The sequence below is a fragment of the Nioella aestuarii genome (genome assembly GCF_050896395.1).
Taxonomy (GTDB): domain Bacteria; phylum Pseudomonadota; class Alphaproteobacteria; order Rhodobacterales; family Rhodobacteraceae; genus Nioella; species Nioella aestuarii.
In genome coordinates this window covers 1-25,306 of the sequence record NZ_JBPBBA010000019.1, presented here as the reverse complement: position 1 = coordinate 25,306, position 25,306 = coordinate 1, and the positions used below count along the sequence as shown (strand labels likewise).

Genomic DNA, 25,306 nt, shown 5'->3' with positions numbered 1-25,306 from the left:
AGTTGCACAGTGGTTAGCACGGTCAGGCAACGCTTGACACTGTCCATGGGTCGGGTCTTGTGGGCAGATGGTTCACCTGTGAAGGACAAGGGATGGAGCGCAAGACCTCACTCGACATGTTCGGGATGCTGTCCCTGACCGGCTTTGCGATGCTGCTGGGCATCAATCAGGTGGCGATCAAACTGGGCAATACCGGGTTGCAGCCGGTGTTCATGGCGGGGATCCGGTCGCTGGGCGCTTTGCTGGTGTTGCTAGTGTGGATGCGGTTGCGCGGGGTGGAGTTTCGCATTCGTCCGGGGACAGTACCCTCTGGCGTGCTGATGGGGCTGCTTTTCTCCATCGAGTTCAGCTGTCTCTTTTTCGCGCTAGACTGGACCACCGTCGCACGCACCTCGATCCTGTTCTACACCATGCCCGTCTGGCTGGGGTTTGCCGGGCATTTCCTGTTGGACGGCGATAGGCTGACACCGCTGAAGCTGGCCGGGCAGGGGCTGGCGGTTCTGGGTGTTGCCATTGCGGTGCTGGACCGTGGCGGATCGGGGGAGGCCACGTTGCTGGGCGACGCGCTGGCGTTGTGTGCTGCGATGTGCTGGGCGGGGATCGCTCTTTTGGCGCGCGTTGCGCCGGTCAGCAAAACCCGGCCCGAGATGCAACTGTTCTGGCAGTTGGTTATCTCGGCACCGGCCTTGCTGATCCTGTCGCTGTGGTTCGGCCCCTTCATTCGGGATTTTCAGGTGTATCACCTGGGCCTTTTGATCTTTCAGATCGTCTGCGTCGCGTCGATGGGGTTCTTGTTCTGGTTCTGGCTTTTGTCCATCTATCCAGCCTCCAGCGTCGCCTCGTTCAGCTTTCTGACCCCGGTTCTGGGGGTTGTGCTGGGATGGGCGCTGCTTGGCGAGACACTGGGCCCGACCATCCTGATATCGCTGGTTCTGGTTTGTGTCGGGCTGGTGCTGATCAACCGACCACGTGCAAATCAGCCCAGATAGGCAAGTGGTCCGAGGCGCGGCCAGCTTCGCCCGATCGGCAGGTGCCCAGATCTGACACCGCGATACCCGGCCCGGTCGCCACCCGGTCCAGCGCGGCGATAAGCCGGCGGGCGTGAAAGCTGCGGCCGGGGTTGTGGAGGGTGAAGAACGGGTCCAATGGCGCGAACCCTTCGTGAGGGGCCCATTCATTCAGATCACCGAGCAACACGGTCGGCATGTCGGGCCGCAGGTTCAGCGACGCCATGATCTGGGTCATCTGGCGCTGCCGATCCAAACGGCGCAGGCCGAGATGCGTGGCCACCACCCTTAGCGGGCCATTCGGGCCGGACAGATCGGCAATCAGCGCGCCGCGTGGCTCCAGCCCCGGCAGAGGCAGTCGATGCAGATGGTCCATCCGCCATCCGGGGGCCAGCAGCAGCCCATTGCCATGCCACCCTAGGCTGACCGTGGTTTCGGCAACCGGTGCAGGGTGCAGCCCGGTTTCCGCGTCAATCACCTCTCTTGGCAGGGCCGTGGGGCGCGGGGGCAGGCGTTTGTCGATCTCTTGTACCGCGACAACATCCGCACCAAGCCCGGCCAACACCCGCGCCACCCGATGCGGATCGCGGCGGCGGTCCAGCCCTACACATTTGTGCAGGTTGTAGCTGGCGACACGGATCAGGCCGGGGGCTTTCGCGGGAGGATAGGGCATGAGGACAGTTTGCCTGTGCAAGCGTCCGGTGCAAGCCCTGCCATTGCGACAGCGTGCAAGGTGCCTATCTTGAGGCAGAACGGAGGATTGCGGCGGATGCAGGCGCTCAGAAATCAAAGCCGTCTGACCTATCTGATCTGGGGTGGTCTGGCGCTGGAAGTGGTTGCCGCCCTGATCACAGGGCGCTGGACGGCGGCCTTCGTGGCCTTGGGAACGCTATCGCTGTCGATGACGCCGTTGTTCCTGGCGTCGCGGCTGCATATCCGCCTGCCACCCAGCATCGTTGCGATGGCCGTGGTCTTCGTCTTCGCAACGCTCTTTCTGGGCGAGGTCTTTGACTTCTACGAACGGCTCTGGTGGTGGGACATCGCGCTGCACGGGCTGTCTGCCGTGGGCTTTGGTATTGCGGGGTTCCTGTTCGTCTTCATCCTGTTCGAAGGCGACCGCTATGCCGCGCCGCCATGGGCCATGGGGCTGTTGGGGGCCTCTATCGGGATCATGATCGGGGTCTTGTGGGAAATCTTCGAGTTCGCAATGGATCAGGCCTTTGGCCTCAACATGCAGAAATCGGGCTTGCCTGACACGATGGGCGACCTGATCGTCGATGTGATCGGCGCAAGCCTTGGCGGCACCATGGGCGGGCTTTACCTGCGTGGGCAGGCGCATGGGTCCGTTTCGGCGTTGGTCGATGACTTTGTTGCCCTGAACAGCCGTCTGTTCCGGCGCTTCCGGCGCAGGCGCTAGGTGCCGCAGAAGGTCGCTTGCACGATTTCCTCTGGCGCTGGCGCGGCCATCAGCTCAACGTGTTCCGGTTGATCCCTGAAAGGGTGGACGAGGACGGCAGTCAGGCGTTCAAACGGGGCGTAGTCGCCGTCGACGGCAGCCGCAATCGCCTCCTCCACCCGGTGATTCCGCGGGATGAAGGCAGGGTTTGCAGCTTGCATCCGGGCCACGCGACCCGTGGTCAGTATGCGCGCCTGCCAACGAGGCAACCACGCATCAAACAGGGTGGGATCGCTGAATTCCGTCCGAGCGTTTTCGGGATTCTCACCTGACAAGGCCCTGAAGACCCGTGTGAAATCCGCCTGACCCTTGGCCATGCGCATCAGCAGGTCATAGGTGAGTGCGACATCTTCTTCCTCCGTTTGGGCCAACCCCAACTTGGCGGTGAACTCTGCCTCCCAGGCCGCGCCGAAGAGATCGGCAAACCCTTCGATCACCCGTGTCGCAACTTCGACCGCGTCTTTGTGCGCCATGCCCATGATCGGCAACAGCGCGGTGGCGAATTGGGCAAGGTTCCAGACCGCAATCTCGGGCTGTTTGCGATAGGCATAGCGCCCCATCCGGTCGATGGAGGAAAACACCGTGTCGGGGTGATAGTCATCCATAAAGGCGCAGGGGCCATAGTCTATGGTTTCGCCTGCAATGGACATATTGTCGGTGTTCATCACCCCGTGGATGAACCCCACCCCCATCCACTTCGCAATTAGCCGCGCCTGTGCCGCGACAACGGCAGACAGCAGATCAAGCGGCGTTTCCGCCTCGGGGTAATGGCGGGCGATCACATGATCTGTCAGCGCTTTCAGCGCCTCTTCGTCCCCGCGCGCGGCAAAGAACTGAAAGGTGCCGACACGAATATGGGAACTGGCAACACGGGTCAGAACGGCACCGGGCAGAACCCGTTCGCGATGGACCTGTTCACCCGTTGTCACCGCCGCAAGCGCGCGTGTTGTGGGAATGCCGAGCGCGTGCATCGCTTCGCTGACCACGTATTCGCGCAGGACTGGTCCCAGCCAGGCGCGCCCGTCGCCCCGGCGCGAAAACGGCGTGGGGCCAGAGCCTTTCAGCTGAATGTCGCGCCGGATGCCGGTTTGGTCGATCACCTCACCGAGCAGCACCGCCCGTCCGTCGCCAAGCTGCGGTACCCAGCCACCGAACTGGTGGCCCGCATAGGCCTGCGCCAGCGGCGCGGCGCCATCGGGCACCTGATTTCCGGCAAGCATGGCAATACCGTCAGGCGTGGTTAACGCCGCCGGGTCAAGGCCGAGATCTCGTGCAAGGCCGTCATTTACCTTGATCAGCGAAGGCGCGCGAACCGGCGTCGGCGCGAGGGGTGCGAAAAAGCGGCCGGGCAGGCGGGCATAGGAATTGTCGAAGGCGATTTGCATGGGGGTGTCCTCTTACCTTGACATAGTTAATGCCCCTCGGGCGCAATGCCAGAGGGCAGCAGGCAGGACATCAGCTCATAGCCCATGAAACTTTCGAACCCGAGCCGCGCATAGAGCCTGCGCGCCCCGTCATTGTCGGGGGCCACGTCCAGATGGATGGCCACAAGATGCTCGTGCTTTGCCCAATCCAGAAACGAGGTTAACGCTTTCGCCCCGAGGCCCTTGCCCCTGTGGTCGGGAGTAACGAAGATTTCGTCGATCGCCGCTTCCCTCCCCCCAAGCTCGATAGAGTAGCCGAAGGCAATGGCAAGATATCCGGCGGGCTGACCGTCCTGTTCAATCAGCCATATCCGGCCCCGGTCTGGATGCGCCAGCAGCCCCAGAAGCGTATCGGCAAGGGCCTGGTCAGGTCGCGAAGTTATCCCTTCATGGGCGTGATAGGACGCAACGAGGGGCAGCAATCTGGGCAGATCTTCGGGGGTCGCTGGTCGCAGGATCATAGCCGGGCGATGCGTTCGGTCAGAAGCGCAAAGAACCCGTCAGCGTCGATGCCACCCATGAACATCGCATTGGGCGCGCGGTCGGTCACGCGCCACCAGTCCGCGACCGTCATGCCACGGGTCAGATCGGACTTGGTTTCAATCTCTACATTGATGTGCCGCCCGGTGAACAGATCGGGGCGGATCAGGTAGGCGATCACAGTGGGGTCATGCAGCGGTGCGCCGGCAGAGCCGTATTTTTCCTTGTCGAACCGTTCGAAGAAATCGGTCCATTCCGCGACAATGCGGCCGGGGTCAGTGCCAAGCTGGCGGAACGCCTCGTTGCGTGGGCCGGTGACCAGGGCCTTGTGGGTGATATCAAGCGGCATGACCACGATGGGAATTCCGGATTTGAACACAATATCAGCAGCTTCCGGGTCAACGTAAATGTTGAATTCTGCCGCCGGCGTGATGTTTCCAACCTGAAAATATGCGCCGCCCATCAGCACGATTTCCTGTACCTTCTCGGCGATATCAGGTGCCTTTTGCAAAGCTGTGGCGATGTTCGTGAGCGGCCCAAGCGGGCAAAGCGTGACGCGACCAGCGGCTTCTGCGCGCAAGGTGTCAATGATGAAATCGACGCCGTGCTGGTCTTGCAGTTCCATCTGAGGTTCCGGCAGGTCCGGCCCGTCCAGCCCTGTCTTGCCATGCACATGTTCCGCCGTCACCAGCGTATGAGCGAGCGGCCTGTCACAGCCAGCGAACACCTTGACGTCAGGTCGACCGGCCACCTCGCAGACCTTGCGGGCGTTCTTGGCGGTCAGGTCAAGAGGAACGTTTCCGGCGACGGCGGTGATCCCCAGAACCTCGATATCCTCGGGGCTGGCCAGAGCCAGAAGGATGGCAACCGCGTCGTCCTGACCGGGATCTGTGTCGATGATGATCTTGCGGGGCATGGGGTCTCCTGTTGCGCGCGAGATGTCAGAGTATCCATGGAAACGTGCTTTGCAACGCCTCCGGCGGGAGTATTTGGGCCAAGAAGAAGGGGAAGAGCGCCGCGTTAAGGTTATCGGCGGGCCATTCAGGGTTTGTTAACGGGTCAGATAACGCCCAGTTGCCATAGGGTGAAGAGTGTCAGTGCCAATGTGATCGCGCCGCGAAGGGCCAGCTCGCGCCAGTTTTGACTGTGGAGATCAGAGAGCCCCTTGTGCACACCAAAGGCGACGCCGCCTGCAATGAGCAAGATGGCGAGCGGGATGTAATCGACCAGCCCCAAAGCACCGCCCGCAATCAGCAGGATCAGGCCGGCAATGATCGGAGGCACCGCGCGGCGTGTGAGGTTCAGGATCATACCCTTGCGCCGGGCGGCCATGCGTTCCCCGATGAAGCGGCGCAGCCAACTGAGGCTTGTGAGGATCGCATAGAAGCTGACCAGGGTTGCAAACGGCAGGATGAGGGGAAAGATATCCATGGCTGGGGCCCTTGTGACTAAGCCTGACCTAAGCCAGCCTCCACCTCGCCACCAGAGGGCAGGTCAGCGCACCGCCTCGATCGGGCCATCAGCCGACCCGGTAATGAACTGCCGCAAATAGGGGTCGTCTGCGTTGTCCATTTCCGCAACCGGGCCTTCCCACCGAATGACGCCTACATGCAGCATGGCGACCCGGTCGGCGATGGCGCGCACCGAGCTCATGTCATGGGTGATGGTCATCGCGGTCGCGCCCATTTCAACGACAATCTCTCGGATCAACTCGTTGATGACCCCCGCCATGATCGGGTCGAGCCCGGTCGTCGGTTCGTCGAAGAAAATCACCTGAGGCTCTGCCGCGATGGCGCGCGCCAGCCCCACGCGTTTTTGCATACCACCCGATAATTCAGCGGGGAATTTGTCAGCCACATCGGGCGTCAGGCCAACCCGTCGCAGCTTTTCAATCGCGATCTCTCGCGCCTCTGCGACGGGGCGTTTCAAAGACCCGCGCAGCAGCCGAAAGGCGACGTTCTGCCAGACCGACATGGAATCAAAAAGCGCGCCGCCCTGAAACAGCATCCCGAACTTGGCTAGGAAGGCATCGCGTTCGGCCTTTGCCACGTCTTCGCCATCGAGAAGGATGGTGCCGCCATCAGGTTTCACCAGCCCCAGAATGCATTTCAACAGCACCGATTTCCCGGTGCCAGAGCCGCCGATTATGACTGTGGAGGTTCCGCTTTCCACTGTCAGATCAACGCCTTGCAAGACGCGGTTGGGGCCGAAGGCTTTGTGAAGGGTGCTGATTTCAATCATGATGTAAAGAACAGCCCCGTCAGCAGATAGTTGGCGGCGAGGATCAGGATCGAGGCAGAGACAACCGCGTTGGTCGTGGCCTTGCCCACACCGCGCGCGCCCCGGCCCGAGTTCATTCCGTGATAGCAGCCCATCAGCGCCACGATGAAGCCAAAGACCGCGCCTTTGATCAGGCCGGAAATAACGTCCCATGCCTCCAGAAAATCGGCGGTGTTGTGCAGGTAATTGGCCGGATTGAAGCCAAGGCGCGTGGTGCCCACGAGGTAGCCGCCGAAAATGCCGATGGAATCACCGACCGCGACAAGGATCGGCAGGGTCAGGGTGGCCGCCAGAACCCGTGGCACGGTCAGGTATTTCATCGGGTTGGTGGAAAGGGTGACAAGGGCGTCGATCTGTTCTGTCACCTTCATTGTGCCGATTTCGGCGGCGATGGCGGCGGCGACACGGCCTGCCACCATAAGACCACCAAGCACCGGGCCAAGCTCTCGTGCGATACCGATGGCGACGATGGATGGCACCACCGTTTCAGCGTTGAAGCGCGACCCGCCTGCGTAGATTTGCAGGGCCAGCGCACCACCTGTGAAGAGTGCTGTCAACCCGACGACGGGCAGGGACAGCCAACCGATCTGCAGCACCTGCACCAGAAATTCACGCGGATACCAAGGAGGCGTCAGCATGTGGCGCAAGAGCTGCACGGCATAGATCGCCACCCGCCCGACAGAGGCCAGCAACGCAAGGGTCGAGCGGCCGAGCGCCGCAAGGGGGGCGGTCAGGATCACGCCACGTCTCCGCTATATCGGCGCCGGTATCGGGGGCCGAGCGAGGTGAGAATTTCATAGCCGATGGTTTCGGCTGCGTCGGCCAATTGGTCCACCGTCTGGTGAGGGCCGAGAATGTCGAGGGATTCGGGGATCTCTGGCAGGTCTGTCACGTCCACGGTCAAAAGGTCCATCGACACGCGACCAGCCAGCTTGCAGGGTATGTCGCCTGCCCATAGATGGGCCACATCGCTCATTCTGCGGATAAGCCCGTCGGCGTAGCCCGCCGACAGCGTTGCAATTCTCGAAGGTCGCGTGGCGGTCCATGTTGCGGAATAGCCGACGGTTTCGCCCGGAGCGAGGTCACGGACCTGAATAACGGGCAGGGACAGGCGCACAACGGGCGTCGCCTCCTCGAAGGGGAAGCCGCCGTAAAGACCCACGCCAGGTCGGCACAGGTCGAAATGAAACTCGGGGCCAAGGAGCGTACCGCCGGTGGCGGCCAGGCTGCGGGGAACAGTGATGCCTTGGGTCATCTCGGTGAAAGCGGCCAGTTGCGCGGCGTTCTGCTGATGCGCAGGGTCGTCAGCACAGGCCAGATGGCTCATCACAAGTGTCAGTGGCCCGGTTTCCAGATCGCTGCGCAGGCTGGCCCATTCGGCGGGCTCCATGCCAAGCCGGTTCATGCCGCTGTCGAGCTGGACGCCATAGGCGGCCTCGGGCAGCGCGGCCCGATGGCGCGTGACCTGTTCAGCGCTGTTCAGCATGGGGACAAGTCCGGCCTCGTGGATCAGCGGCGTGTCGCGCTCCATATGGCCGGAAAAGACGTTGATCTCGTACCCATGCCCAAGGGCGGTGCGCAGCTTGATGCCTTCCTCGGCGGTGGCCACGAAGAACCGGCGAACACCCGCGCGTGCCAGCCGCAGGGCGACCTTATCTGCGCGCAGCCCATAGCCATCCGCCTTCACCACGGCGGCGGTTTCAACATTGGTCATGCTATCCAGCGCGGCCCAGTTGGCCGCGACCGCGTCGAGGTCGATATGAAGAGTTCCAGTAGCCATGGCGCCTTGTTCCGTGCCGGGCGCGACGGGTCAAGCCCCCTTGGTGACCTTGTGGGCGTCATAACCCGCTTCCAGCTCGCTTCGCAGGAAATCGGCGAAGATCAGTGGATCGAAACGCGGGGTGCCGGTTCCGGGCAGGGGGGCGATCGTCGTATTCACGTGCGGGTCATAGAAGAAAGGGCAGGAATAGCGTTCGCGGCCCGACCGGTTGATCACCCGATGCGGGGTGGACAAAAGCTGCCCGTTCGACATCCGGTGCAGCATGTCGCCCACATTAACCACAAAGGCCCCTTTCATTGGCGGCGCATCGACCCAAAGGCCCGACGGCGTCATCACCTGCAACCCGCCCACATCGTCCTGGGCAAGAAGGGTCAGGCAGCCGAAATCCTTGTGCGGAGCCGAACCGTAAAGATCATCAGGTGCTTGCGGGGGCATGGGCGGATAGTGCAGCAGGCGTAGCCAGATGGTCGGGTCGTCAAAGGACGTCAGGATCGTGCTGTCGGAGGCGCCGATGGCTTGCAGGGCGAGGCGCATCAGGCGTTGGCCAAGGCTGCTCATCGCGGCTGCATAGGCCTCGCAGGTTTCGCGAAAGCCGGGCAGGTCGGGCCACTGGTTCTGGCCGGAGAGATACACGGCCGGATCATGCGCCGCATCCTCGCGCATCATCATGAAGCTGGCGGATTGGTTGGGTTTCGTGACCTCGGCCAGATCGGTCGTCACATCGGTTGAGGTGTTGATGGCGATATAGCCGCGGTGGTTGCGATTGACGGCAATCGCCTGTTTCGCGGCCAATGGCAGGGCGTGAAAGCGGCGGGAGGCGTCGAAAATGCCCTGACACAAGTCCTTGGGGATGCCGTGATTGACCACGTAGCCAAAGCCGGTCTCGCCATAGGCGCGGGCGAATTCTTGGGCGAGCGCGTCTGTGTCCCGCCCCTCGGTCAGTGGCGCGAGGTCCAGCACGGGGATGTCGGTGAATTCGGTCATCTTATCCCCATGCCCAAGGTCTCAGTATCCCTGATCGCTGCCCTGCTGCCACGGCTTCACGAGATTGCCGAACCTGGTGAAACGCCCGTCGAAGCTAAGATCGATGGACCCCACCGGCCCGTGGCGCTGCTTGCCGATGATGACTTCGGCCTTGCCATGGAGCTGTTCCATATCCTGCTGCCATTGCGCCATGGCCTCCAGGTTCTCTTCGCCCGGCTTTTCGCGTTCCTTGTAGTATTCGCCCCGGTACACGAACATCACAACGTCCGCGTCCTGTTCGATCGAGCCGGACTCCCGCAGGTCGCTCAGCTGCGGGCGCTTGTCTTCGCGGCTTTCCACCTGACGGCTGAGCTGCGAGAGCGCGATGACGGGGATGTTGAGTTCCTTTGCGATGGCTTTGAGGCCTTGGGTGATTTCTGAGACCTCGTTCACCCGGTTGTCGCTTTTGCCCGACCCGCGCAGCAGCTGAAGATAGTCCACGATGATCAAGTCGAGCCCGAGGCGCGAGCGTTTCAATCGCCGGGATCTTGCCGCGACCTGAGAGATGGGCAGGGCGGGCGTATCGTCGATATAGAGCGGGCAGGTTTCCAGTTCCTGTGCCGCACGCAGGTAGCGTTGGAATTCCTGTTCGTTGAGGTCGCCCTTGCGGATCAGTTCAGAGGGCACTTCGGCAGCTTCGGACAGAATCCGCTGCGCCAGCTGTGCGGCCGACATTTCGAGGCTGAAAAAGCCCACGACACCACCGGATATTGTGCCTTCCGTCCCGTCGGGCTTCGGCCCGCGCTTGAACGCCTTTGCGACGTTGAAGGCAATGTTGGTCGCCAGCGAGGTTTTCCCCATAGAGGGACGCCCGGCGAGGATCAGCAGGTCGGAATGGTGCAGCCCCCCCAGCATCTTATCCATATCGGTGAGACCCGTAGACAGGCCAGCAAGACCGCCGCCCCGATTATAGGCGGCATTTGCGATGTCGACCGCATCGGTCAGCGCCCGCAGGAAGCTTTGGAAACCTTTCGATGCCGTACCGGAGGAGGCCAGCTGAAAAAGCTGCGCCTCGGCATCGACGATCTGATCATCGGGTGAGCTTTCATCGCGCACCGTGGTGGCCTTGTCGGCGATGTTCTTGCCCAGTTGGATCAGCGACCGACGCAGTGCGAGATCATGGATCAGCTGTGCATAGTCGCGTGCCGCCGTGGTGGCGATGGCCGAGAGCTGCAAACGCAGCAGGTATTCCACCCCGCCAAGCGCTTTCAGGCCCTGATGATCGGCCATGAAATTCTTGAGCGTCGTGGCATCGGTCTGCATGCCGGAGGTGATGCGCTTGGACGCAAGCTCAAAAATATCGGCGTGGACGGGGTCGTAAAAATGGTCCGGTTTTACCAGATCCTCGATCCGGTCCAGCACATCGTTTGAAGACAGAATCGCCCCGAGGAGTTGCTGTTCAGCCTCGACGTTCTGAGGAAGATCAGCGGTTTCAGCAGCTTGCGGCAGGTTCCCCGGCAGATTGCTGATCTCATTCATCGCTGATCCCCTGTTTTGTGTCCGCCCCTGAGGCTCGTGTCATAGCAAATCGGCCTGCGGGCGGGCAATCTGGATATCCTGTGGATAGGGTGTGGAGAACGTGTCGAACACGCTTGGCTCACACCGGAAACCACCCGGACAGGACAGACCGCCGCTTGCCACTTGCGGTGAAAAAGGGCCTTGCAAGGCCCTTCCAAAAAGGCGTTTGCAAACGCCTTGGCGCTAGGCTCTGGCCGCGCGCCAGGCTTCCGGATCGTTGAGGAAGCTTTCCACCGAGTCGAGCGTCGCATCATCAAAGTCGCCCGCGCGACGCGCCTCGGCCAGAACGTCCCACCAGGTACACAGGTAGTGCAGTTCCACCCCATGGGCGCGCAGGTTCGGGATCGTCTCTTCGAAGATGCCGTAATAGAAAATCACCGCCGTGTGACCGCAGGTGGCGCCTGTCTTCCGGATCGCATCGACGAATTTCAGCTTCGAGCCGCCATCGGTGGTAAGATCCTCGATCAGCAGCACACGCTCGCCTTCTGTCATCTGGCCTTCGATCTGCGCGTCACGGCCATAGCCCTTTGGCTTTTTACGCACGTAGGTCATCGGCAGCGCCATGCGTTCAGCCACAAAGGCCGCGAAGGGAATGCCTGCCGTTTCCCCACCGGCGATATTGTCAAACGCTTCCAGCCCCGCGTTGCGGAAGACCGTGCAGGTCAGGAAATCCATCAGCGTCGACCGGATACGCGGGTAGCTGATCAGCTTGCGGCAATCGACATAGGTTGGGGCCTCTTTGCCGTTGGAATGCACAAACGGCGTTTCAGCGTTGAAATGAACGGCCTTGATGTCCAACAGCATTCGGGCGGTCAGCTGTGCGATTGTGGCCTGATCGGGGTAGGTGGAAGGGATCATGGCTTGCCTACTTTTTTTGATATTTGGAACCAGTGTCAGACAGGGTCAGTCCAGCACATGCCAGTAGAGCGGCACGGTCGGGTCGAAGAGGGTGAGGGTGCCGTCGGGGGTGTGGTATTTCGCCGGATAGTTGCAGGGCGTGTCGCGCTTTTCGAGAGTGATCGTTTCCTCGTTGACCGGCAGGCCGTAGCGCGCGGGACCATTCAGCGATGTAAAGGCTTCGAGCTTGTCGAGCGCCTCGTATTCCTCGAACAGCTGCGCGAGGCAGGACATCGTATTGGGCGCCGAAAAAACGCCCGCGCACCCGCATTCAGAGATCTTGGCGTGGTCGAGATGCGGCGCACTGTCCGTGCCTAGGAAGAAGCGTGGATCGCCCGAGGTGGCCGCCGCGATCAGGGCACGTTGATGCGAAGCGCGTTTGACGATCGGCAGGCAGTAGTAATGGGGCCGGATGCCGCCCGCCAGCATGTGGTTGCGGTTGATCATCAGGTGGTGCGTGGTGATCGTTCCGGCCACGTCGCCCTCAGCCTCGCGCACGAAGCGGATGCCGTGGTGCGTGGTGATGTGTTCAAGCGTGATCTTGAGATCGGGGATTTCCTGCGTCAGCGGGCGCAGAACACCGTTCAGGAACGCTTCCTCGCGGTCGAAGATATCGGTTGCCGGATCGGTGACTTCGCCGTGGATACAGAGCGGCAGGCCAATCTCGGCCATGCGTTCAAGGACTGGGCGCACGTGGTCGAGATTGCGCACACCCGACTGGGAATTCGTGGTGGCACCAGCGGGGTAGAGCTTGACCGCGGTGATCAGGCCCGAGGCATGGGCGGCGGCCACATCGTCGGGGTCGGTCTGCTCGGTCAGGTAGAGCGTCATCAGGGGGGTGAACTGCATCCCCTCGGGCAAGGCGGCCATGATCCGGTCGCGGTAGGCCGTCGCATCGGCCCCGGTGACGACGGGCGGCACCAGGTTCGGCATGATGATTGCGCGGGCAAAATGGCGCGCAGTTTCGGGCAGGACAGCACGTAGCATCGCGCCATCGCGCAGGTGCAGGTGCCAGTCATCGGGGCGGCGGATCGTCAGTCTTTCGGTCATGGCGCTTGCGCTACACCGGATTGGTGATCCATGCAAAGGGAAAGCATCACAAAACGCCCCGCTGCAATGCCCCGGCTATCACCCGGTCCCATGCGGCCCCGCATCATGATGGAACTGGGGATGCCGGACATCCGCACCCGCGACGGCAGGCTTGGCGCCTGGCGCCACTTGTCGACCGCCCAAATATTTACGTGGACCAGTAGGGGCATAGCAGGTGATCGTGTCGATCAGGATGAGGCTGGCCTTTGCGGATTTCTCGCGCAGAGCGTGCAAACCCAGGGAAACGCGCCAGCCGGTTCCGGTTGGGCAACAGCTTGCCGATCCGTGAGGTTACGCATGATGCCGCAGTGCAACATGTGGGTGCCTTGTTTATGCTGCCCGTGCAAAGTGAATTATGCAAACGGGCCCGTCTCATGTTTCTGAGCTTTCTCCTCGGTCTTGCGGCCGGTTATCTCGAACCCATTGCCAAGCCGCATGTGCAAAAGGCGATCGAGGATGTGTTTGACATCCAGATCCCGCAGGGGCGCAGCGAATATGACATGGTGACCCTGTTGTTTCTGATGCTGATGGCGAGTCTTCTGGCCTCGTTGCTGTCTGTGTCGATGACCGTCCCGCTCTTGGTTGGAACTTTCCTGGCGCTGTTTGGCAAGCGCTTCTACATAGCGCTGACCGAGGTGCATATCCGCCCAGGTCCACGCGACGACAACTGACAGACCTTTCGTTTCTTTGAACCTTTTCTGGTCGCTGGCCGTCTAAGGGATAGGCCGACAAGCGTTCCTCTGACACAGTGACCGGCCTTTGTTTCGCAACAGGGGCTGGCCAAGACGGATATTGCGGTCAAATATAGTTAAGTGCTGAGACCTGCCATTCAGCCAAGCGCCACAAGACTCCGGTCAACCGGGGCAGATCAGATATTCATTCGCCGCCAAACATTTCGGAGGTCCACGTCATGATCCAAAGATCCCTTTTTTCACTGGCCCTAGTTTGCGCCGGGTCGGCAGCCATTGCCGATTGCCCACAATCCATGTCCGATACGGGCGATGGTGTTTATGTCAGCTTCAACGATTTCTACGTGCGCTATGACAGGCAGGCGGATGGATCGGTCCTGGAGCAGGAGGTCTATCTGGAGGACGGGGCCGGGTTCCGTGTCCACAGCGTTTCAGGCGCATTCGTTCTGCAAAGCTGGGACACAAGCTATGGTGCTCTGGTCAGTAACACGTCCGAAGTCACCAGCTACGCCATTGGGGTGGAAAACCTGCCGACGCTTTTCCCTGGTCTGACCTGGCAAGGCAGCACCGTGCGCCGTCATGATGACGGGACCACGAATGTGGAAACGGTGGATGTGCTGATGGAGCCGGAAAGCTCGATTTCTCTCGGCGCGTGCAACTACACGACCTGGCCCATTCGGGTGACCACCACAGGATCAGACGGCGGTGCCTATATTGACCGGCTGACCTACCTGCCAAGCCTTGGCTTTGCCATCTATCATGGCGGCTCCGATGCAGGGGAAGCGTTTGTTCCCGATGTGCCGGTGGCTATCTCGACCGAGCCGCCGACGGTTGATAGCAACGGCGCGATGATCGGTGCCGCCGTCGGAAACCCGTCGCCAGCGCCAGCGCCCGCACCGGCACCTGCGCCATCACCCGATCCATCCAAGTAGGCCGGTTGCAGGCCAGACAGTCGCGTCTGCCCTGAGGGGCAGATGCGATGACGTCGTGATCAGGCAGAGCCCGCGCGTTCTGCCTCGATCGACAACATGCTGCGGGCGAAATCGACGTCGCCGGTTGCCGCAAGCCCGTGCTTGGCCAGGATATAGGGCAGTGTCGTGCCGCCCCGTTCTTCGGCCCGTTTGAGCAAACCTTTAAGGTAGTCTGGGTTGGTCTGCCGCAACTGACGGGTAATCTGCGCAAAGCAAAGCGGGGACATGCGCCCGTTGCCGACGGCCTTCATGAACCGGTCGAAAGTGGAATTCGGTTCCAATAGCCGCAGCAGGTTTCGACCCGCCCCGCGAAAGCGAATCCGGGTGATGTTGTCGCCCCGAAATTGCGCCGCATGGGCGGCATCCAGCAATTCTAGTGGATCATAGACGATAAAGGCGCTTTGCGCCGTTTCCAGCATCACCGGGGCAAAGCCATAGTGGCTGGTGAAATCCTTGCGCCACGCCTTGCGAAAGCGCAGCTCATATGGGGCGGCTTCCCGGTTCAGGGTGGCGGCGGGGGACAGCGCCACAACCGTTGCGCCGGGGGATGCGGCGGAAAAGGCGGCGGCCGCGTAGCCGCACATTGGGCCCGCACCAAGGAACAGCACCTTGTCGAAGCTTTTGAAAAAGCCTTCCTGAACAAGCCTGTCGAAGAACCGATAAAGCGCAGCATCGCGGAACCAGGTATCGCCCTCGGCCATCAGGCTGAGATAGGACCATTCCCGCTTGCTGACGGCATCGAACCCGATTGGCAGCGCATCGCGACCCTGTTTCATGACCCGCCCGACCTCGTCGAAGGTGACAAGCAGCGTATCGCTCTCTTGCACGTACAGCGCCCGGTGATGGGCGCCGACCCGGTCAAAAAACCCGTGCATGTTTCCGATCTGGTCCATCCTGGCCAACCAGTCGGAATGTGTCGGGCGGTCACCTTGCGTGGGCATTTGCATGTCGTTCATGGGGGTCTCACTACGTCGGCACTGTTTAACTTAATGCAAACCTGGCCGGAGAGTAAGGCGTCGCTATGGGCTCGGCGGGAAATTACCATGAGGTTTCTGACGCCATTTGGGCGGCTTGTTTGGGGAGGGGCAACAATGGCGAAGGCAGCCTGCGCATTGATCTCTGAACGCGCAAAGTTAAATCCCTGTTCACCGCTATGGCGACGATCTGGCCATCACGCGTCAGGTGGAGATTCGAGGGCCAGGCCTTGACCCGGACCCCAAGGCCGGGCCTTGATGGTCAACAAAGAGGGAGAGGTCATGCAGTCCATCGACGAGGTTCAGAGCGCGCTTGCCGAACAGAACTATGTGTGCGGTCGTGCGTTGGCGACCGTGCTGTTCTTGTCCCTGCGACTGGGGCGGCCCCTGTTTCTTGAGGGTGAGGCCGGCACCGGCAAAACCGAGATCGCAAAGGCCATCGCGGCCAGCCTCGGGCGGCGCCTGATCCGTCTGCAATGCTACGAAGGGCTCGATGCTTCTAGCGCCGTGTATGAATGGAACTTTGCCGAACAAATGATCGCCATCCGCGCCGCCGAGGCCGCCGGTGGGGCAGATCGCGACGTGCTGAGAACCGAGCTCTTTACAGAAGATTTCCTGATCGAACGCCCGCTGCTACAGGCCATGCGCCCGCAGGATGGCGGCGCGCCGGTTTTGCTGATCGACGAGATCGACCGCACCGATGAACCGTTCGAAGCCTTCCTGCTGGAGGCGCTGTCGGATTTTCAGGTCACGATCCCGGAACTGGGCACGATCAAGGCCCCCGAACCGCCGATTGTCATCCTGACCTCGAACCGCACCCGCGAAGTCCATGACGCGCTAAAGCGCCGCTGTCTGTATCACTGGGTCGATTATCCCACCTTCGACCGTGAGATGGAAATCCTGCACGCCCGCGCGCCGGAGGCCGCCGAGAAGCTGAGCCGCGAGGTGGTTGGGTTCGTCCAGAAACTGCGCACCGAGGATCTGTTCAAGCGCCCCGGCGTGGCGGAAACCATCGATTGGGCCAAATGCCTGCTGGCGCTCGACGTGCTGGAACTGTCGCCCGAGGTCATTGCCGATACAATCGGAGCGATCCTGAAGTATCAGGACGACATTCAGAAGTTGAGAGGATCAGAGGCCAAGCGACTGCTGGACGAGGTGCAGGCAGAGGTTCTGGCCTGACCAAACGGGTCACACGGTTCACCTGATATGCGCAAATGCAGGGACTCGCAGGCTTTTTTCTGATAATCTAGTCGCAGCAGGGACGCCGGGGGACGGCCCGGCATGTTCCTGGATCGTTTGAAAGCGAGGAGCAATTGCCATGATAAGACGATTTTTTACGCTAGCGACGCTGATCGCGGGCGTTCTGGGCGCCAGCCAGACGCTGGCCTGTCCAAACTGGAACAATCCCACCGTTTTCGGCCAGCACTACCTGAATGCCGGCTTCCTGCCTGATCCCTATGTGCGCAACATCACCGCTGGCGGGCGGGTGAATCTGGCCAATTGCTATCCCTATCTGGGTCCGGGCTGGGTCGTGTCGCGGCCTGACTTCCGCCTGCAATACTATGGTCAGTCCCCAACCGGTCGGCTGACCATCGCCATTCAGGCCCGGTCCAATGTCGATCCGATCCTGGTGGTGAATGCGCCCGACGGATCCTGGCACTACAATGACGACTACCGTGGCTACGACCCCGCCATCGTCTTCTTCAACCCGATGTCGGGCCAGTATGATATCTGGGCGGGCAGCTATAACCGCAGTTCCAACAACCCCGCGGTTCTGATCGTGACGGAATACAACTACTGATCCGGTCGGTGGATTGGTGAAAGGAAACGGGGCCTCGGCATCGCGACCGGGGCCCCTGTCTTGAGGGCCCATGGCTGAACAATTACCGCTGGAGCTGCCGGACAATCCGCAGCTCACTGCCAATATCACCCATTTCGCCCGTGCGCTTCGGGCGGGCGGCCTAAAGGCCGGGCCCGGGCGCGTTTTGGACGCAGTGCGCGCGGTAGAGGCGGCGGGGTTTGGTGAACGCGCCGATTTTTACCATGTGCTGCAAGCCTGTTTCGTAAGCCGTCCAGAGGAAAGGGCGACCTTTGACCAGGTCTTCCGGCTCTACTGGCGCGATCCGCGGTATATCGAGCACATGATGGCGATGATGCTGCCCGCGATCCGTGGTGTGGCCGAGGAACGGCAGGTGAAACCGGCCGAGAAACGGGCGGCAGAGGCGTTGCTGGACGGGGTGGCACGCGATCTGCCCGAAGGGGCCGGGCAACGGGAAGAGGGGACGGAGATCGAGGTTGATGCGACCTTGACCATGTCCCATGAGGAACGTCTCCGCACGCTCGATTTCGAACAGATGAGCAATGCCGAAATGGCCGAGGCAAACCGGATCATCGCGGGGATGTCCTTGCCGGTGAAGCCCCTGCAAAGCCGTCGCACCATGGCCGCAACGCATGGAAGGCTGCCCGATTGGCGGCGCACGATGCGCAGCGCCATGCGGCAGGGCGGCGAGATCACCGGGTTCGAGATGAAGGCGCGGCGCATCCGTTGGCCCAATCTTGTGGTGCTTTGCGATATTTCGGGCTCCATGTCCTCTTACAGCCGGGCAGTGCTGCATTTCCTGCACGCTGTGGCGAACCGGAAAGGGCAGGGATGGGCGAAGGTCCATGCCTTCACCTTTGGCACGCGGCTGACCAATATCACCCGACATATGGGCGCTCGCGACGTGGACGCGGCGCTGGCTGCTGCCGGGGCAGAGGCGCAGGATTGGGAGGGCGGCACACGGATCGGCCAGTGCCTGACTGCGTTTAACCGCGACTGGTCACGCCGGGTTTTGGGGCAGGGGGCCGTGGTGCTTTTGATCACCGACGGGCTGGATCGAGACGACCCCGATGCGCTGGCCGCCCAGATGGAGCGGCTACACCTGTCCTCGCGCAAGCTCATCTGGCTCAACCCTCTGCTCAGATGGGACGGGTTCGCGCCCAAGGCGGCGGGGATCAAGGCGATGCTGCCCCATGTTGACAGCTTTCGAGCAGGCCACAACATCGCTGCGTTGCAAGGGTTGGCCGAAGCGTTGTCCCGGCCCGATGACATGGGCGAAAAGGCACGGCTGATGCGGATGCTGTCCGGTTCGGGCTGACCGATGGAAAGGCCACGAGGCCACAGGCCTGAATACACACGCTATGCTATGGAACTGGGGCCGGCCTGTCGGCCCGCGAAGAATGGACAGCAAAGCGCATTCTACCCGTTGACGCTGCCACGGGGCGCGGTTAGACCGCATCTTGCGTTGCCCGTGTGGCGGAATTGGTAGACGCAGCGGATTCAAAATCCGCCGCCGCAAGGCTTGCCGGTTCGAGTCCGGCCACGGGTACCATATTCTTGATCCAGCTCTGACCTTTGCTCCATGCCAGCGTGCTGGTTTGTCAGGTCGCGCCGGGTTTTGGCCGTTCAGCCCGGAACACACTGAACTCCTGATTTCGTTTCCAAATTCTTGCCGCCCGTCTGTGGCGGTTGTCCTGGTGCTCTAGGGTGACGGTTGCAAGAGCAACATCAAGCGAACCATTAGAACGGCCGTTGGAGGTTCCCCGCTCCGGAGCCAGTCAATTGCTTGTAGATTCCAGTCTTCGCAAAAGGGTTAGCTTTCCGCGTGGTGCGACGGTATTTTCACAAGATTTGGGTAGTAGGTGATTAAAATAACCTTCTTTTCTTACAGCAGTTGGGAATGCGCACCTCTTGAATTGGGCCGGGTTCATTCGAAAATTAGTCTTCAAATCTGACTGTAAGGAGATTTGATGCAGATAGGAAAACTAATTTGACCTTCTCTTCCTTTTACTTCTCCACCATTGATCTATCTTCTTCGCGCGTTCATTGCCAAGAATCTTGGAGTTTAGCATCCGTGCTCCGGACTCTACTTTTCTAAATGATCGCGCTAGGATTGCTTTCCCTGAATTTCCCTGAATATTGCGAATTCCTGGGTTTCCGAGGTTTTCGACTACTAGGTTCATAAGCGCAGCGCGTCGAATATAAAATTCGGAATCATCAATCTGTTCTTCATTTACGTTATCTGATTTTCTCAAGTGGATGTAAAACTCCAAACCATTGGTTGGAATTGTTTCAATAGTATTCAGATCAATCAGGCCCAAGTGGCGTAAATCGAGAAGCATTAGCTCCAGGCTTTCAGCAAAGAAAACGCTACAATGACTGTCTTGGTAGGGGCCGGGGGTTGCGCGATTTTCCAGATAAGCGGCATAAGAGGCGCGAACCCTTTCGGTCGGCCGGAAGTTATTGAGAGAGTCTTTACCTACGTGCATGCCCAGTTTTTCGACACCACCGCGCATATAGTTCGCGAAATTCACGGAAGAGTCGAAGATCGTTTCCGGCGTCGGCTGCTTGTGTTCTTCATGATACGCACGCAACCAATCAACAAGCCGCGTGGGCATGCGGTAATGATCGAAACATGCCCTGCAGTCTGGCAGCGCCATTGACAGTATTCCGCCGGGTTTAAGTGCAACGCTCACACCTTGGAGAAAGAGAATCGGATTCGGAAGATGTTCAAAATTGTGAGACGAAATGACATAATCAAACTGTCCTTCCAATCCTTGTTCCTTGATGATCTCGCCAAGCCGAGACGCGTCACCGACAAGATCGACATCCTCTATTTCCAAAACGCTCGCGGCGTCAATGTTTTCGTCTTGAGTGGCCCTTTCGCGCAGCTCTTGAGAATTAAAGACGTCTAGGGTTAGTATGTCAAATCCATCAGACTTTTTTAATGTGGGGTTAAAATAGGGTGCCACTTCCATTCCGCGTCCGGAAGTCTTTGCATATTTAAGAAGATATTCTTTCCGGCTCATCTTTAATCTTTCAAGGTTGAGTTCTTAACTATTATACGAGGTGTTTTGTTGGTGCAAGCGAGGCCTGGCCATGCGTTTTTCGAGCTACCTACCTTCGCCAAAACTGCAAGGCCCGGCAGATGTTCTGAGGAAATGCTGACGCGCTATTGCCGTCCTTCAGGCGAACGACTTGGCGTGGGGCCAAAGCCATTACGCGTGCTGTCCAAGGTTTGAACCTGCCTAGGGCTATCTTGAGAAAGGACGTCTCCTGTTCAGTTTAGCCTACCCAGGCATGACGGAGTGTGATCTTGGGCAGATCCGCGACTGCTCATCCTGGTCTAATCCAGTTTGGGATCCTAACCTGTGATAGCGTTTGCGCAACTGGCTCAAAGCCGTTGCTCGGGTGTTTCGAAGCATCGGCACCAGAGACCTATTCTATCGTATAGGTCTATATCCGGTTGGACAGGTGAAAACTGATCTGCTTGCCCGTATCGAAGCTTTATTGCTTGATTTGGGATCGGTAGGGTTCGCCAAAAGTGGAGGATGGAATGAACGTAGTGCACCCCTGTTGGTCATTTGTCTGCCGCTTGCTGGCGGTCATGACGACATTTGTGCTGGTGCAGTTGGGGGGGCAGGCCTGGGCCGACGGGCATGACGCCGTCTTGCTCAGCGTCACAGGGCCCGAAACCGAAATTAGCTTTACCCGCGCGGATCTGGAAGCCATCGCAACAGAAACCTTCACAACTTCGACGATCTGGACCGAAGGGGAGCAGGAATTCACCGGCACGCCGCTGATTGATTTCGTGCAAGCCCTTGAGGTGGACGCTGGCGTACTGCAGGCCATTGCAGCCAATGACTACGCCGTTGAAATTCCTCTGAGCGACGCAGTCGAAGGCGGCCCGATCATTGCCTTTTTGCGCAATGGCCAGCCGATGTCCTTGCGCGACCAAGGCCCGCTGTGGCTGGTCTACCCCTATGACGACAATCCCGAATATCAGTCCGAGATCATCTATTCGCGTAGCATCTGGCAACTTGAACGCATCGTTATTCAAGATCCCTAACGGGCAAAACCTTTGCCCTGATGCCAGCGCCAGGCATCCGCGATCATCTGGTTCAGGGTGGAGCGTTTGGGTTCCCAGCCGAGCTCCTCGATTGCGCGGGCGCTTCCCGACACCAGTTTGGAGCAGTCGCCCGGCCGCCGTTCGCCAAGTGTCATCGGCACTTCGCGATTGGTAACGGCGCGACTTGCTTCGACCACATCACGCACCGAAAAGCCTGATCCGGTGCCGAGATTGAACACCCGCGAACCCTTGTCGGCCTGAAGCCATTTCAACCCAAGCACATGGGCATCCACCAGATCCATGACGTGCACATAGTCGCGGATGCAGGTTCCATCTGGAGTGGGATAGTCCGTTCCAAATATCGTCAGGGCGGGGCGCTTTCCTTCAATCGCATCCAGCATGAGTGGGATCAGATGGGTTTCGGGCTGATGAAACTCGCCCAGTTCGGCGTCCGGATCGGCACCCGCAACGTTGAAGTACCGGAAGATCACGCTGTCCAGGTCATATCTGGCCGAGAAATCCCGCAACATGCCTTCTATCGCGAGTTTGGACCCGCCATAGGCGTTGATCGGTATTTGCGGTGAATCTTCGGTGAGCGTTACGGCGTCCTGTTCGCCATAGGTGGCACAGGTCGAGGAGAACACGAAATGACGGCATTCCGCGGCAACGGTTGCCTCGATCAGGTTCAGCGCTCCAACCACGTTCTCGCGCCAATAGCGGCCGGGATCCTTCATGGAGTCACCAACCTGGCTCAGAGCGGCAAAATGCATGACGGCGGCGGGATTATGTTTGGCAAAGACCTCGTCCAGCCTGGACCGGTCCAGAAGATCGCCTTCTTCGAAGGGCCCGAACTGGACCGCGTCCCGCCAGCCGGTTGACAGGTTGTCGAACACTACAGGAATGAATCCAGCGGCATTCAGGGCTTTGCAGGCATGGGATCCGATATAGCCAGCGCCGCCGGACACGATTACGGTTTGTGACAAGGAACTACCTCATTGGTGAAACAATCGGTTTTGCGTTTATTTGATAACATCTTCAGGCGATCATGCCAGTGCCCCGGGCAATCATACTGCGTAGTTTTTTGTGTGCACGTGCCGTCGATGTCCAATCGCACAGGTTTTGTTCAAAGGGTATGCCGCCTACACTCGGGATATCTTTGACCGAAAGTCACCCTATGCCCCTGACCGCCCTTCACCCCAGAGACACAAAGTGAACAAGCCCCTCAGACAAAACAGCAACCTGGTTGGGGGCGCAATTGTCCTAGCGTTGATCAGCGCGTGCCTAGTGGGAATCTGGTTGCTGAGTGCGGATGCGCGAAGTGAACTTGACGCCCTTGCCACGGCAAATGCCGAAAGCTCTCAGTGGAGCATTGCACAGTCGGAAGTAGAGCTTTTGACGTTGAGTGCTGCTGTCCACAATGCTCAGCACGCCCATACTGAGACCGCCTTGCAGAATGTCCGCCGACGGTTTGATGTGTTCTATTCGCGAATGCGAACGTTGCAGCTTTCTCGGCTGATGGAACAGGTCAGGGCGGAATCCGAAGTGGCTTCGACCGTGGACCAGATTGTCCTTCAGCTCGACACGGCGCTTCCCTTAATTGATGGGCCAGATGCGGATCTGAGGGCGGGTCTTGATGAACTTGCCGATCAGATAGATGAAATGCGGCAGGATCTTCGGTTCGTCACGCTGGAATCGTTGCAAGTGTTTGCTACCCTCTCTGAACGACAACGGGAACGGGTTGCAGATGCTTTGCGAGATCTGGCTGTTCTGGTTCTGTCGCTTGTCATGGTCCTGACCACCGCTGTGGTTGCTCTGGTCTGGTCTCTTTTGGTGGGGCGCCGCAGAACCGCCGAGATTGCACGGGCCCGAGGACGACTTCGCACGATCGTCAGCACGTCGTCTGATGGCGTGCTGGTGGTAGACCGCGACGGCACCATTCTGGATTGCAACAGGGCGGTCGAGCGGATCTTTGGCTATTCCCGCGAAGAGGCGCTTGGCGCGCAAATGGCTGATCTGATCATCCCGGATCACCTGAAAGCAGCCCATCAAGCGGGTATGGATGCCCATTTGCGAGGCGGGCAGCGACGGCTTCTGGGGAAGGGGCTGGTGCAAATGGAGGCAAGGGACCGGCTGGGTCGGGTGTTTCCGGTAGAGCTGTCAGTCAACACCGCAGAAAGCGAAGAGGGAGAAATCTTCGTCGCCTTCGTCCGGGACATCTCGGATCGTCTCGCCGCCGAGCGAGAGTTGGTCAATGCCCGAGACAAGGCGTTGGCGGGAGAGAAGGCGAAGGCAGAGTTTCTGGCTGTCATGAGCCACGAGATGCGCACGCCTCTCAATGGTATCCTCGGAGGGTTGGAGCTGCTCTCAGGCACCGACCTTTCCCAACGTCAGACAGGGTTCGTCGATATCATGGGCCGGTCCGGACAGATGTTGCTGCACCACGTCAACTCTGTGCTAGACATTTCCCTCGATGATGCGGGCAAGACCGTACTTCGCCCGGAAGCCTTTGATCCAGCAACGCTTTTGCAGGATGTTGCGGACAGTCAGTCGATGCAGGCAGAGGCGCGGGGCAACCAGCTGCATGTTCGGATTGAGGATGATCTGGGCCAGGTGGTCGGAGACAGAACCCGTGCCCTTCATGTGATCGTGAACCTTGTGGCGAATGCCATCAAGTTCACGCGCGATGGTCAGATTACCCTGTCAGCCCAGAGACAGTCTGACAGCGACATGATCGAGTTCTGCGTGGCGGATACTGGCATCGGCATCCCGTCCGAGGACCAACCGCGTATTTTCGATGACTTCGTGACGCTCGATACCCGCTATTCCCGAGAGGTCGAGGGAACCGGACTTGGTCTTGGTATTGCGCGTCGGCTGGTCGGCGCAATGGGGGGCAGCATCGGCGTGCGCAGTGCGCCCGGTCAGGGATCTGAATTTTGGTTTTCCATCCCTCTTCCGCCAGCTTCAGACGCGGACATGGAGCCACCCGAGGCAGGGGTAGCGGCCGAGCCGGATGATCAGCCCCGTCCGATGCGTTTGAAGGACAGCATAACGGTTCTGATCGTCGAAGATAACGACATCAACCGGTTGATTGTAAGGGAATTGCTGGTGGATCTCGGCTGCAAGACGGTACAGGCATCCGACGGGATCGAGGCTCAGACTTTGGCCGCCGCGACGCCATTTGCGCTCATTCTGATGGATATCAGTATGCCCCGACAGGACGGGATCGCGGCGACCCAGGCCATTCGGGGCAGTGACGGCCCCAATGCCTCCGTTCCCATCGTTGCGTTGACCGCACATGCCCTGCCATCAGAGATAGAGCGCTTCCACGAGGCCGGAATGAATGACGTTCTGGTCAAACCCTTGACGCGCGCGGCCCTGATCGCGCTATTCAATCGTCTGTTTCCCGGTCAGCTGGTCGAGGCGGCTGGCTCAGATCAATCGCAGGGGGGCGTGGTGACGCCCGGGGTCATTTCTTCTGCAATTGCGGAATTGGCGACTCTTCTGGACCGGCTTTCGGACCTCATTGACGGGAACGGCTCCATGCAGGAGGTGACAGACACGGCTCATCTGGCGGCGGGTTTGGCGGCGGTGAGTGGTCTCAGTGATCTTCAAGATGCCTTCGTGACACTGGAGCTCGCAGTTTCGGAACTGGAGGGCGAACCGGGTGAAAAAGAGGCCCTGGGCGTCATGCTTTCCGAAGCCAAGCAGCTGTTCCAGAACCACCATGTGACAGGGTAGCCTGTCGGACTGCTGCCAACAAAAAACCGCGCCCTCCTTTATGGCTGGAGGGCGCGGGTGTTGATCGGTTTGGGGTGGGTCCAGGAAATCCC

Annotated in this window: 24 protein-coding genes and 1 tRNA gene; 10 read left to right on the top strand and 15 right to left on the bottom strand. The window is 59.9% G+C overall.

Annotation, left to right across the window (positions count from 1 at the left end; translation table 11 throughout):
* The first annotated feature begins 92 nt into the window (after window positions 1-92).
* Complete coding sequence (locus ACROHD_RS11975) at window positions 93-989, top strand: DMT family transporter (protein ID WP_432678122.1); 897 nt, start codon at window positions 93-95, stop codon at window positions 987-989.
* Here the strand turns inward: ACROHD_RS11975 and ACROHD_RS11970 are convergent.
* Window positions 958-1,680, bottom strand: a complete 723-nt coding sequence (locus tag ACROHD_RS11970) for an endonuclease/exonuclease/phosphatase family protein (RefSeq protein WP_432678121.1) — start codon at window positions 1,678-1,680, stop codon at window positions 958-960. The genes ACROHD_RS11975 and ACROHD_RS11970 overlap by 32 nt on opposite strands.
* Window positions 1,681-1,776: 96 nt before the next feature.
* Here ACROHD_RS11970 and ACROHD_RS11965 point away from each other — a divergent pair, with 96 nt between their 5' ends.
* Window positions 1,777-2,424 (top strand): DUF2238 domain-containing protein, encoded by a 648-nt coding sequence (locus ACROHD_RS11965; protein ID WP_432678119.1) that lies wholly within the window; start codon window positions 1,777-1,779, stop codon window positions 2,422-2,424.
* Here ACROHD_RS11965 and ACROHD_RS11960 read toward each other — a convergent pair.
* From ACROHD_RS11960 to pyrC, 11 genes are all read right to left on the bottom strand, one after another.
* Entirely contained in the window at window positions 2,421-3,848 is a 1,428-nt protein-coding gene (locus ACROHD_RS11960) for a protein adenylyltransferase SelO (RefSeq protein ID WP_432678118.1), read from the bottom strand. The two genes, ACROHD_RS11965 and ACROHD_RS11960, sit on opposite strands and share 4 nt — an antisense overlap.
* A gap of 26 nt (window positions 3,849-3,874) precedes the next feature.
* On the bottom strand, window positions 3,875-4,348 hold the full coding sequence (locus tag ACROHD_RS11955; protein WP_432678117.1) for a GNAT family N-acetyltransferase: 474 nt from the start codon (window positions 4,346-4,348) through the stop codon (window positions 3,875-3,877).
* On the bottom strand, window positions 4,345-5,283 hold the full coding sequence (locus ACROHD_RS11950; protein ID WP_432678116.1) for a nucleoside hydrolase: 939 nt from the start codon (window positions 5,281-5,283) through the stop codon (window positions 4,345-4,347). The genes ACROHD_RS11955 and ACROHD_RS11950 overlap by 4 nt, the downstream gene beginning before the upstream one ends.
* Window positions 5,284-5,426: 143 nt before the next feature.
* Window positions 5,427-5,798 carry a hypothetical protein gene (locus tag ACROHD_RS11945; RefSeq protein WP_432678114.1) on the bottom strand — a complete coding sequence of 124 codons (372 nt, stop codon included), beginning with the start codon at window positions 5,796-5,798 and terminating at the stop codon, window positions 5,427-5,429.
* A 63-nt stretch (window positions 5,799-5,861) separates the two neighbouring features.
* Window positions 5,862-6,608, bottom strand: coding sequence for an ABC transporter ATP-binding protein (locus ACROHD_RS11940; protein WP_432678113.1), 747 nt, complete (start codon window positions 6,606-6,608; stop codon window positions 5,862-5,864).
* Window positions 6,605-7,387 (bottom strand): MlaE family ABC transporter permease, encoded by a 783-nt coding sequence (locus tag ACROHD_RS11935; RefSeq protein WP_432678112.1) that lies wholly within the window; start codon window positions 7,385-7,387, stop codon window positions 6,605-6,607. Before ACROHD_RS11935 ends, ACROHD_RS11940 begins: the two co-directional genes overlap by 4 nt.
* Window positions 7,384-8,427: an alanine racemase gene (gene alr, locus ACROHD_RS11930; RefSeq protein ID WP_432678111.1), complete on the bottom strand. Its 1,044-nt coding sequence runs from the start codon at window positions 8,425-8,427 to the stop codon at window positions 7,384-7,386. Before alr ends, ACROHD_RS11935 begins: the two co-directional genes overlap by 4 nt.
* 30 nt (window positions 8,428-8,457) lie before the next feature.
* Window positions 8,458-9,411: an isopenicillin N synthase family dioxygenase gene (locus tag ACROHD_RS11925; protein ID WP_432678110.1), complete on the bottom strand. Its 954-nt coding sequence runs from the start codon at window positions 9,409-9,411 to the stop codon at window positions 8,458-8,460.
* A gap of 21 nt (window positions 9,412-9,432) precedes the next feature.
* Entirely contained in the window at window positions 9,433-10,929 is a 1,497-nt protein-coding gene (locus tag ACROHD_RS11920) for a replicative DNA helicase (RefSeq protein ID WP_432678109.1), read from the bottom strand.
* Between the two features lie 222 nt (window positions 10,930-11,151).
* Window positions 11,152-11,826 (bottom strand): orotate phosphoribosyltransferase, encoded by a 675-nt coding sequence (locus ACROHD_RS11915; RefSeq protein WP_432678108.1) that lies wholly within the window; start codon window positions 11,824-11,826, stop codon window positions 11,152-11,154.
* A gap of 45 nt (window positions 11,827-11,871) precedes the next feature.
* Entirely contained in the window at window positions 11,872-12,915 is a 1,044-nt protein-coding gene (gene pyrC / locus ACROHD_RS11910) for a dihydroorotase (protein WP_432678106.1), read from the bottom strand.
* Window positions 12,916-13,328: 413 nt separating this feature from the next.
* Here pyrC and ACROHD_RS11905 point away from each other — a divergent pair, with 413 nt between their 5' ends.
* Together ACROHD_RS11905 and ACROHD_RS11900 are read left to right on the top strand one after the other, a co-directional pair.
* The gene (locus ACROHD_RS11905; RefSeq protein WP_432678105.1) at window positions 13,329-13,625 is read left to right on the top strand and encodes a hypothetical protein; all 297 of its coding nucleotides are present in this window, start codon (window positions 13,329-13,331) and stop codon (window positions 13,623-13,625) included.
* A 239-nt stretch (window positions 13,626-13,864) separates the two neighbouring features.
* Window positions 13,865-14,575, top strand: coding sequence for a hypothetical protein (locus tag ACROHD_RS11900; protein WP_432678104.1), 711 nt, complete (start codon window positions 13,865-13,867; stop codon window positions 14,573-14,575).
* A gap of 59 nt (window positions 14,576-14,634) precedes the next feature.
* On the opposite strand, the gene ACROHD_RS11895 is transcribed toward ACROHD_RS11900, so the two are convergent.
* Entirely contained in the window at window positions 14,635-15,570 is a 936-nt protein-coding gene (locus ACROHD_RS11895) for a phosphoadenosine phosphosulfate reductase (RefSeq protein WP_432678103.1), read from the bottom strand.
* A 300-nt stretch (window positions 15,571-15,870) separates the two neighbouring features.
* Here ACROHD_RS11895 and ACROHD_RS11890 point away from each other — a divergent pair, with 300 nt between their 5' ends.
* From ACROHD_RS11890 to ACROHD_RS11875, 4 genes are all read left to right on the top strand, one after another.
* Window positions 15,871-16,767 (top strand): AAA family ATPase, encoded by an 897-nt coding sequence (locus tag ACROHD_RS11890; RefSeq protein ID WP_432678171.1) that lies wholly within the window; start codon window positions 15,871-15,873, stop codon window positions 16,765-16,767.
* A gap of 139 nt (window positions 16,768-16,906) precedes the next feature.
* Entirely contained in the window at window positions 16,907-17,389 is a 483-nt protein-coding gene (locus ACROHD_RS11885; protein ID WP_432678102.1) for a peptidase S1, read from the top strand.
* A gap of 70 nt (window positions 17,390-17,459) precedes the next feature.
* Window positions 17,460-18,725 (top strand): vWA domain-containing protein, encoded by a 1,266-nt coding sequence (locus ACROHD_RS11880; RefSeq protein ID WP_432678101.1) that lies wholly within the window; start codon window positions 17,460-17,462, stop codon window positions 18,723-18,725.
* 149 nt (window positions 18,726-18,874) lie between these two features.
* Window positions 18,875-18,959, top strand: a tRNA-Leu gene (locus tag ACROHD_RS11875).
* Between the two features lie 433 nt (window positions 18,960-19,392).
* Here ACROHD_RS11875 and ACROHD_RS11870 read toward each other — a convergent pair.
* Window positions 19,393-20,436, bottom strand: coding sequence for a methyltransferase domain-containing protein (locus ACROHD_RS11870; RefSeq protein WP_432678100.1), 1,044 nt, complete (start codon window positions 20,434-20,436; stop codon window positions 19,393-19,395).
* A 527-nt stretch (window positions 20,437-20,963) separates the two neighbouring features.
* Here ACROHD_RS11870 and ACROHD_RS11865 point away from each other — a divergent pair.
* Window positions 20,964-21,476 (top strand): putative pterin-binding protein, encoded by a 513-nt coding sequence (locus tag ACROHD_RS11865; protein ID WP_432678099.1) that lies wholly within the window; start codon window positions 20,964-20,966, stop codon window positions 21,474-21,476.
* On the opposite strand, the gene galE is transcribed toward ACROHD_RS11865, so the two are convergent.
* Window positions 21,473-22,459 (bottom strand): UDP-glucose 4-epimerase GalE, encoded by a 987-nt coding sequence (galE, locus tag ACROHD_RS11860; RefSeq protein WP_432678098.1) that lies wholly within the window; start codon window positions 22,457-22,459, stop codon window positions 21,473-21,475. The genes ACROHD_RS11865 and galE overlap by 4 nt on opposite strands.
* Window positions 22,460-22,991: 532 nt before the next feature.
* On the opposite strand from galE, the gene ACROHD_RS11855 reads away from it, so the two are divergent.
* Window positions 22,992-25,214, top strand: coding sequence for a hybrid sensor histidine kinase/response regulator (locus ACROHD_RS11855; protein WP_432678097.1), 2,223 nt, complete (start codon window positions 22,992-22,994; stop codon window positions 25,212-25,214).
* The last annotated feature ends 92 nt before the right edge of the window (window positions 25,215-25,306 follow it).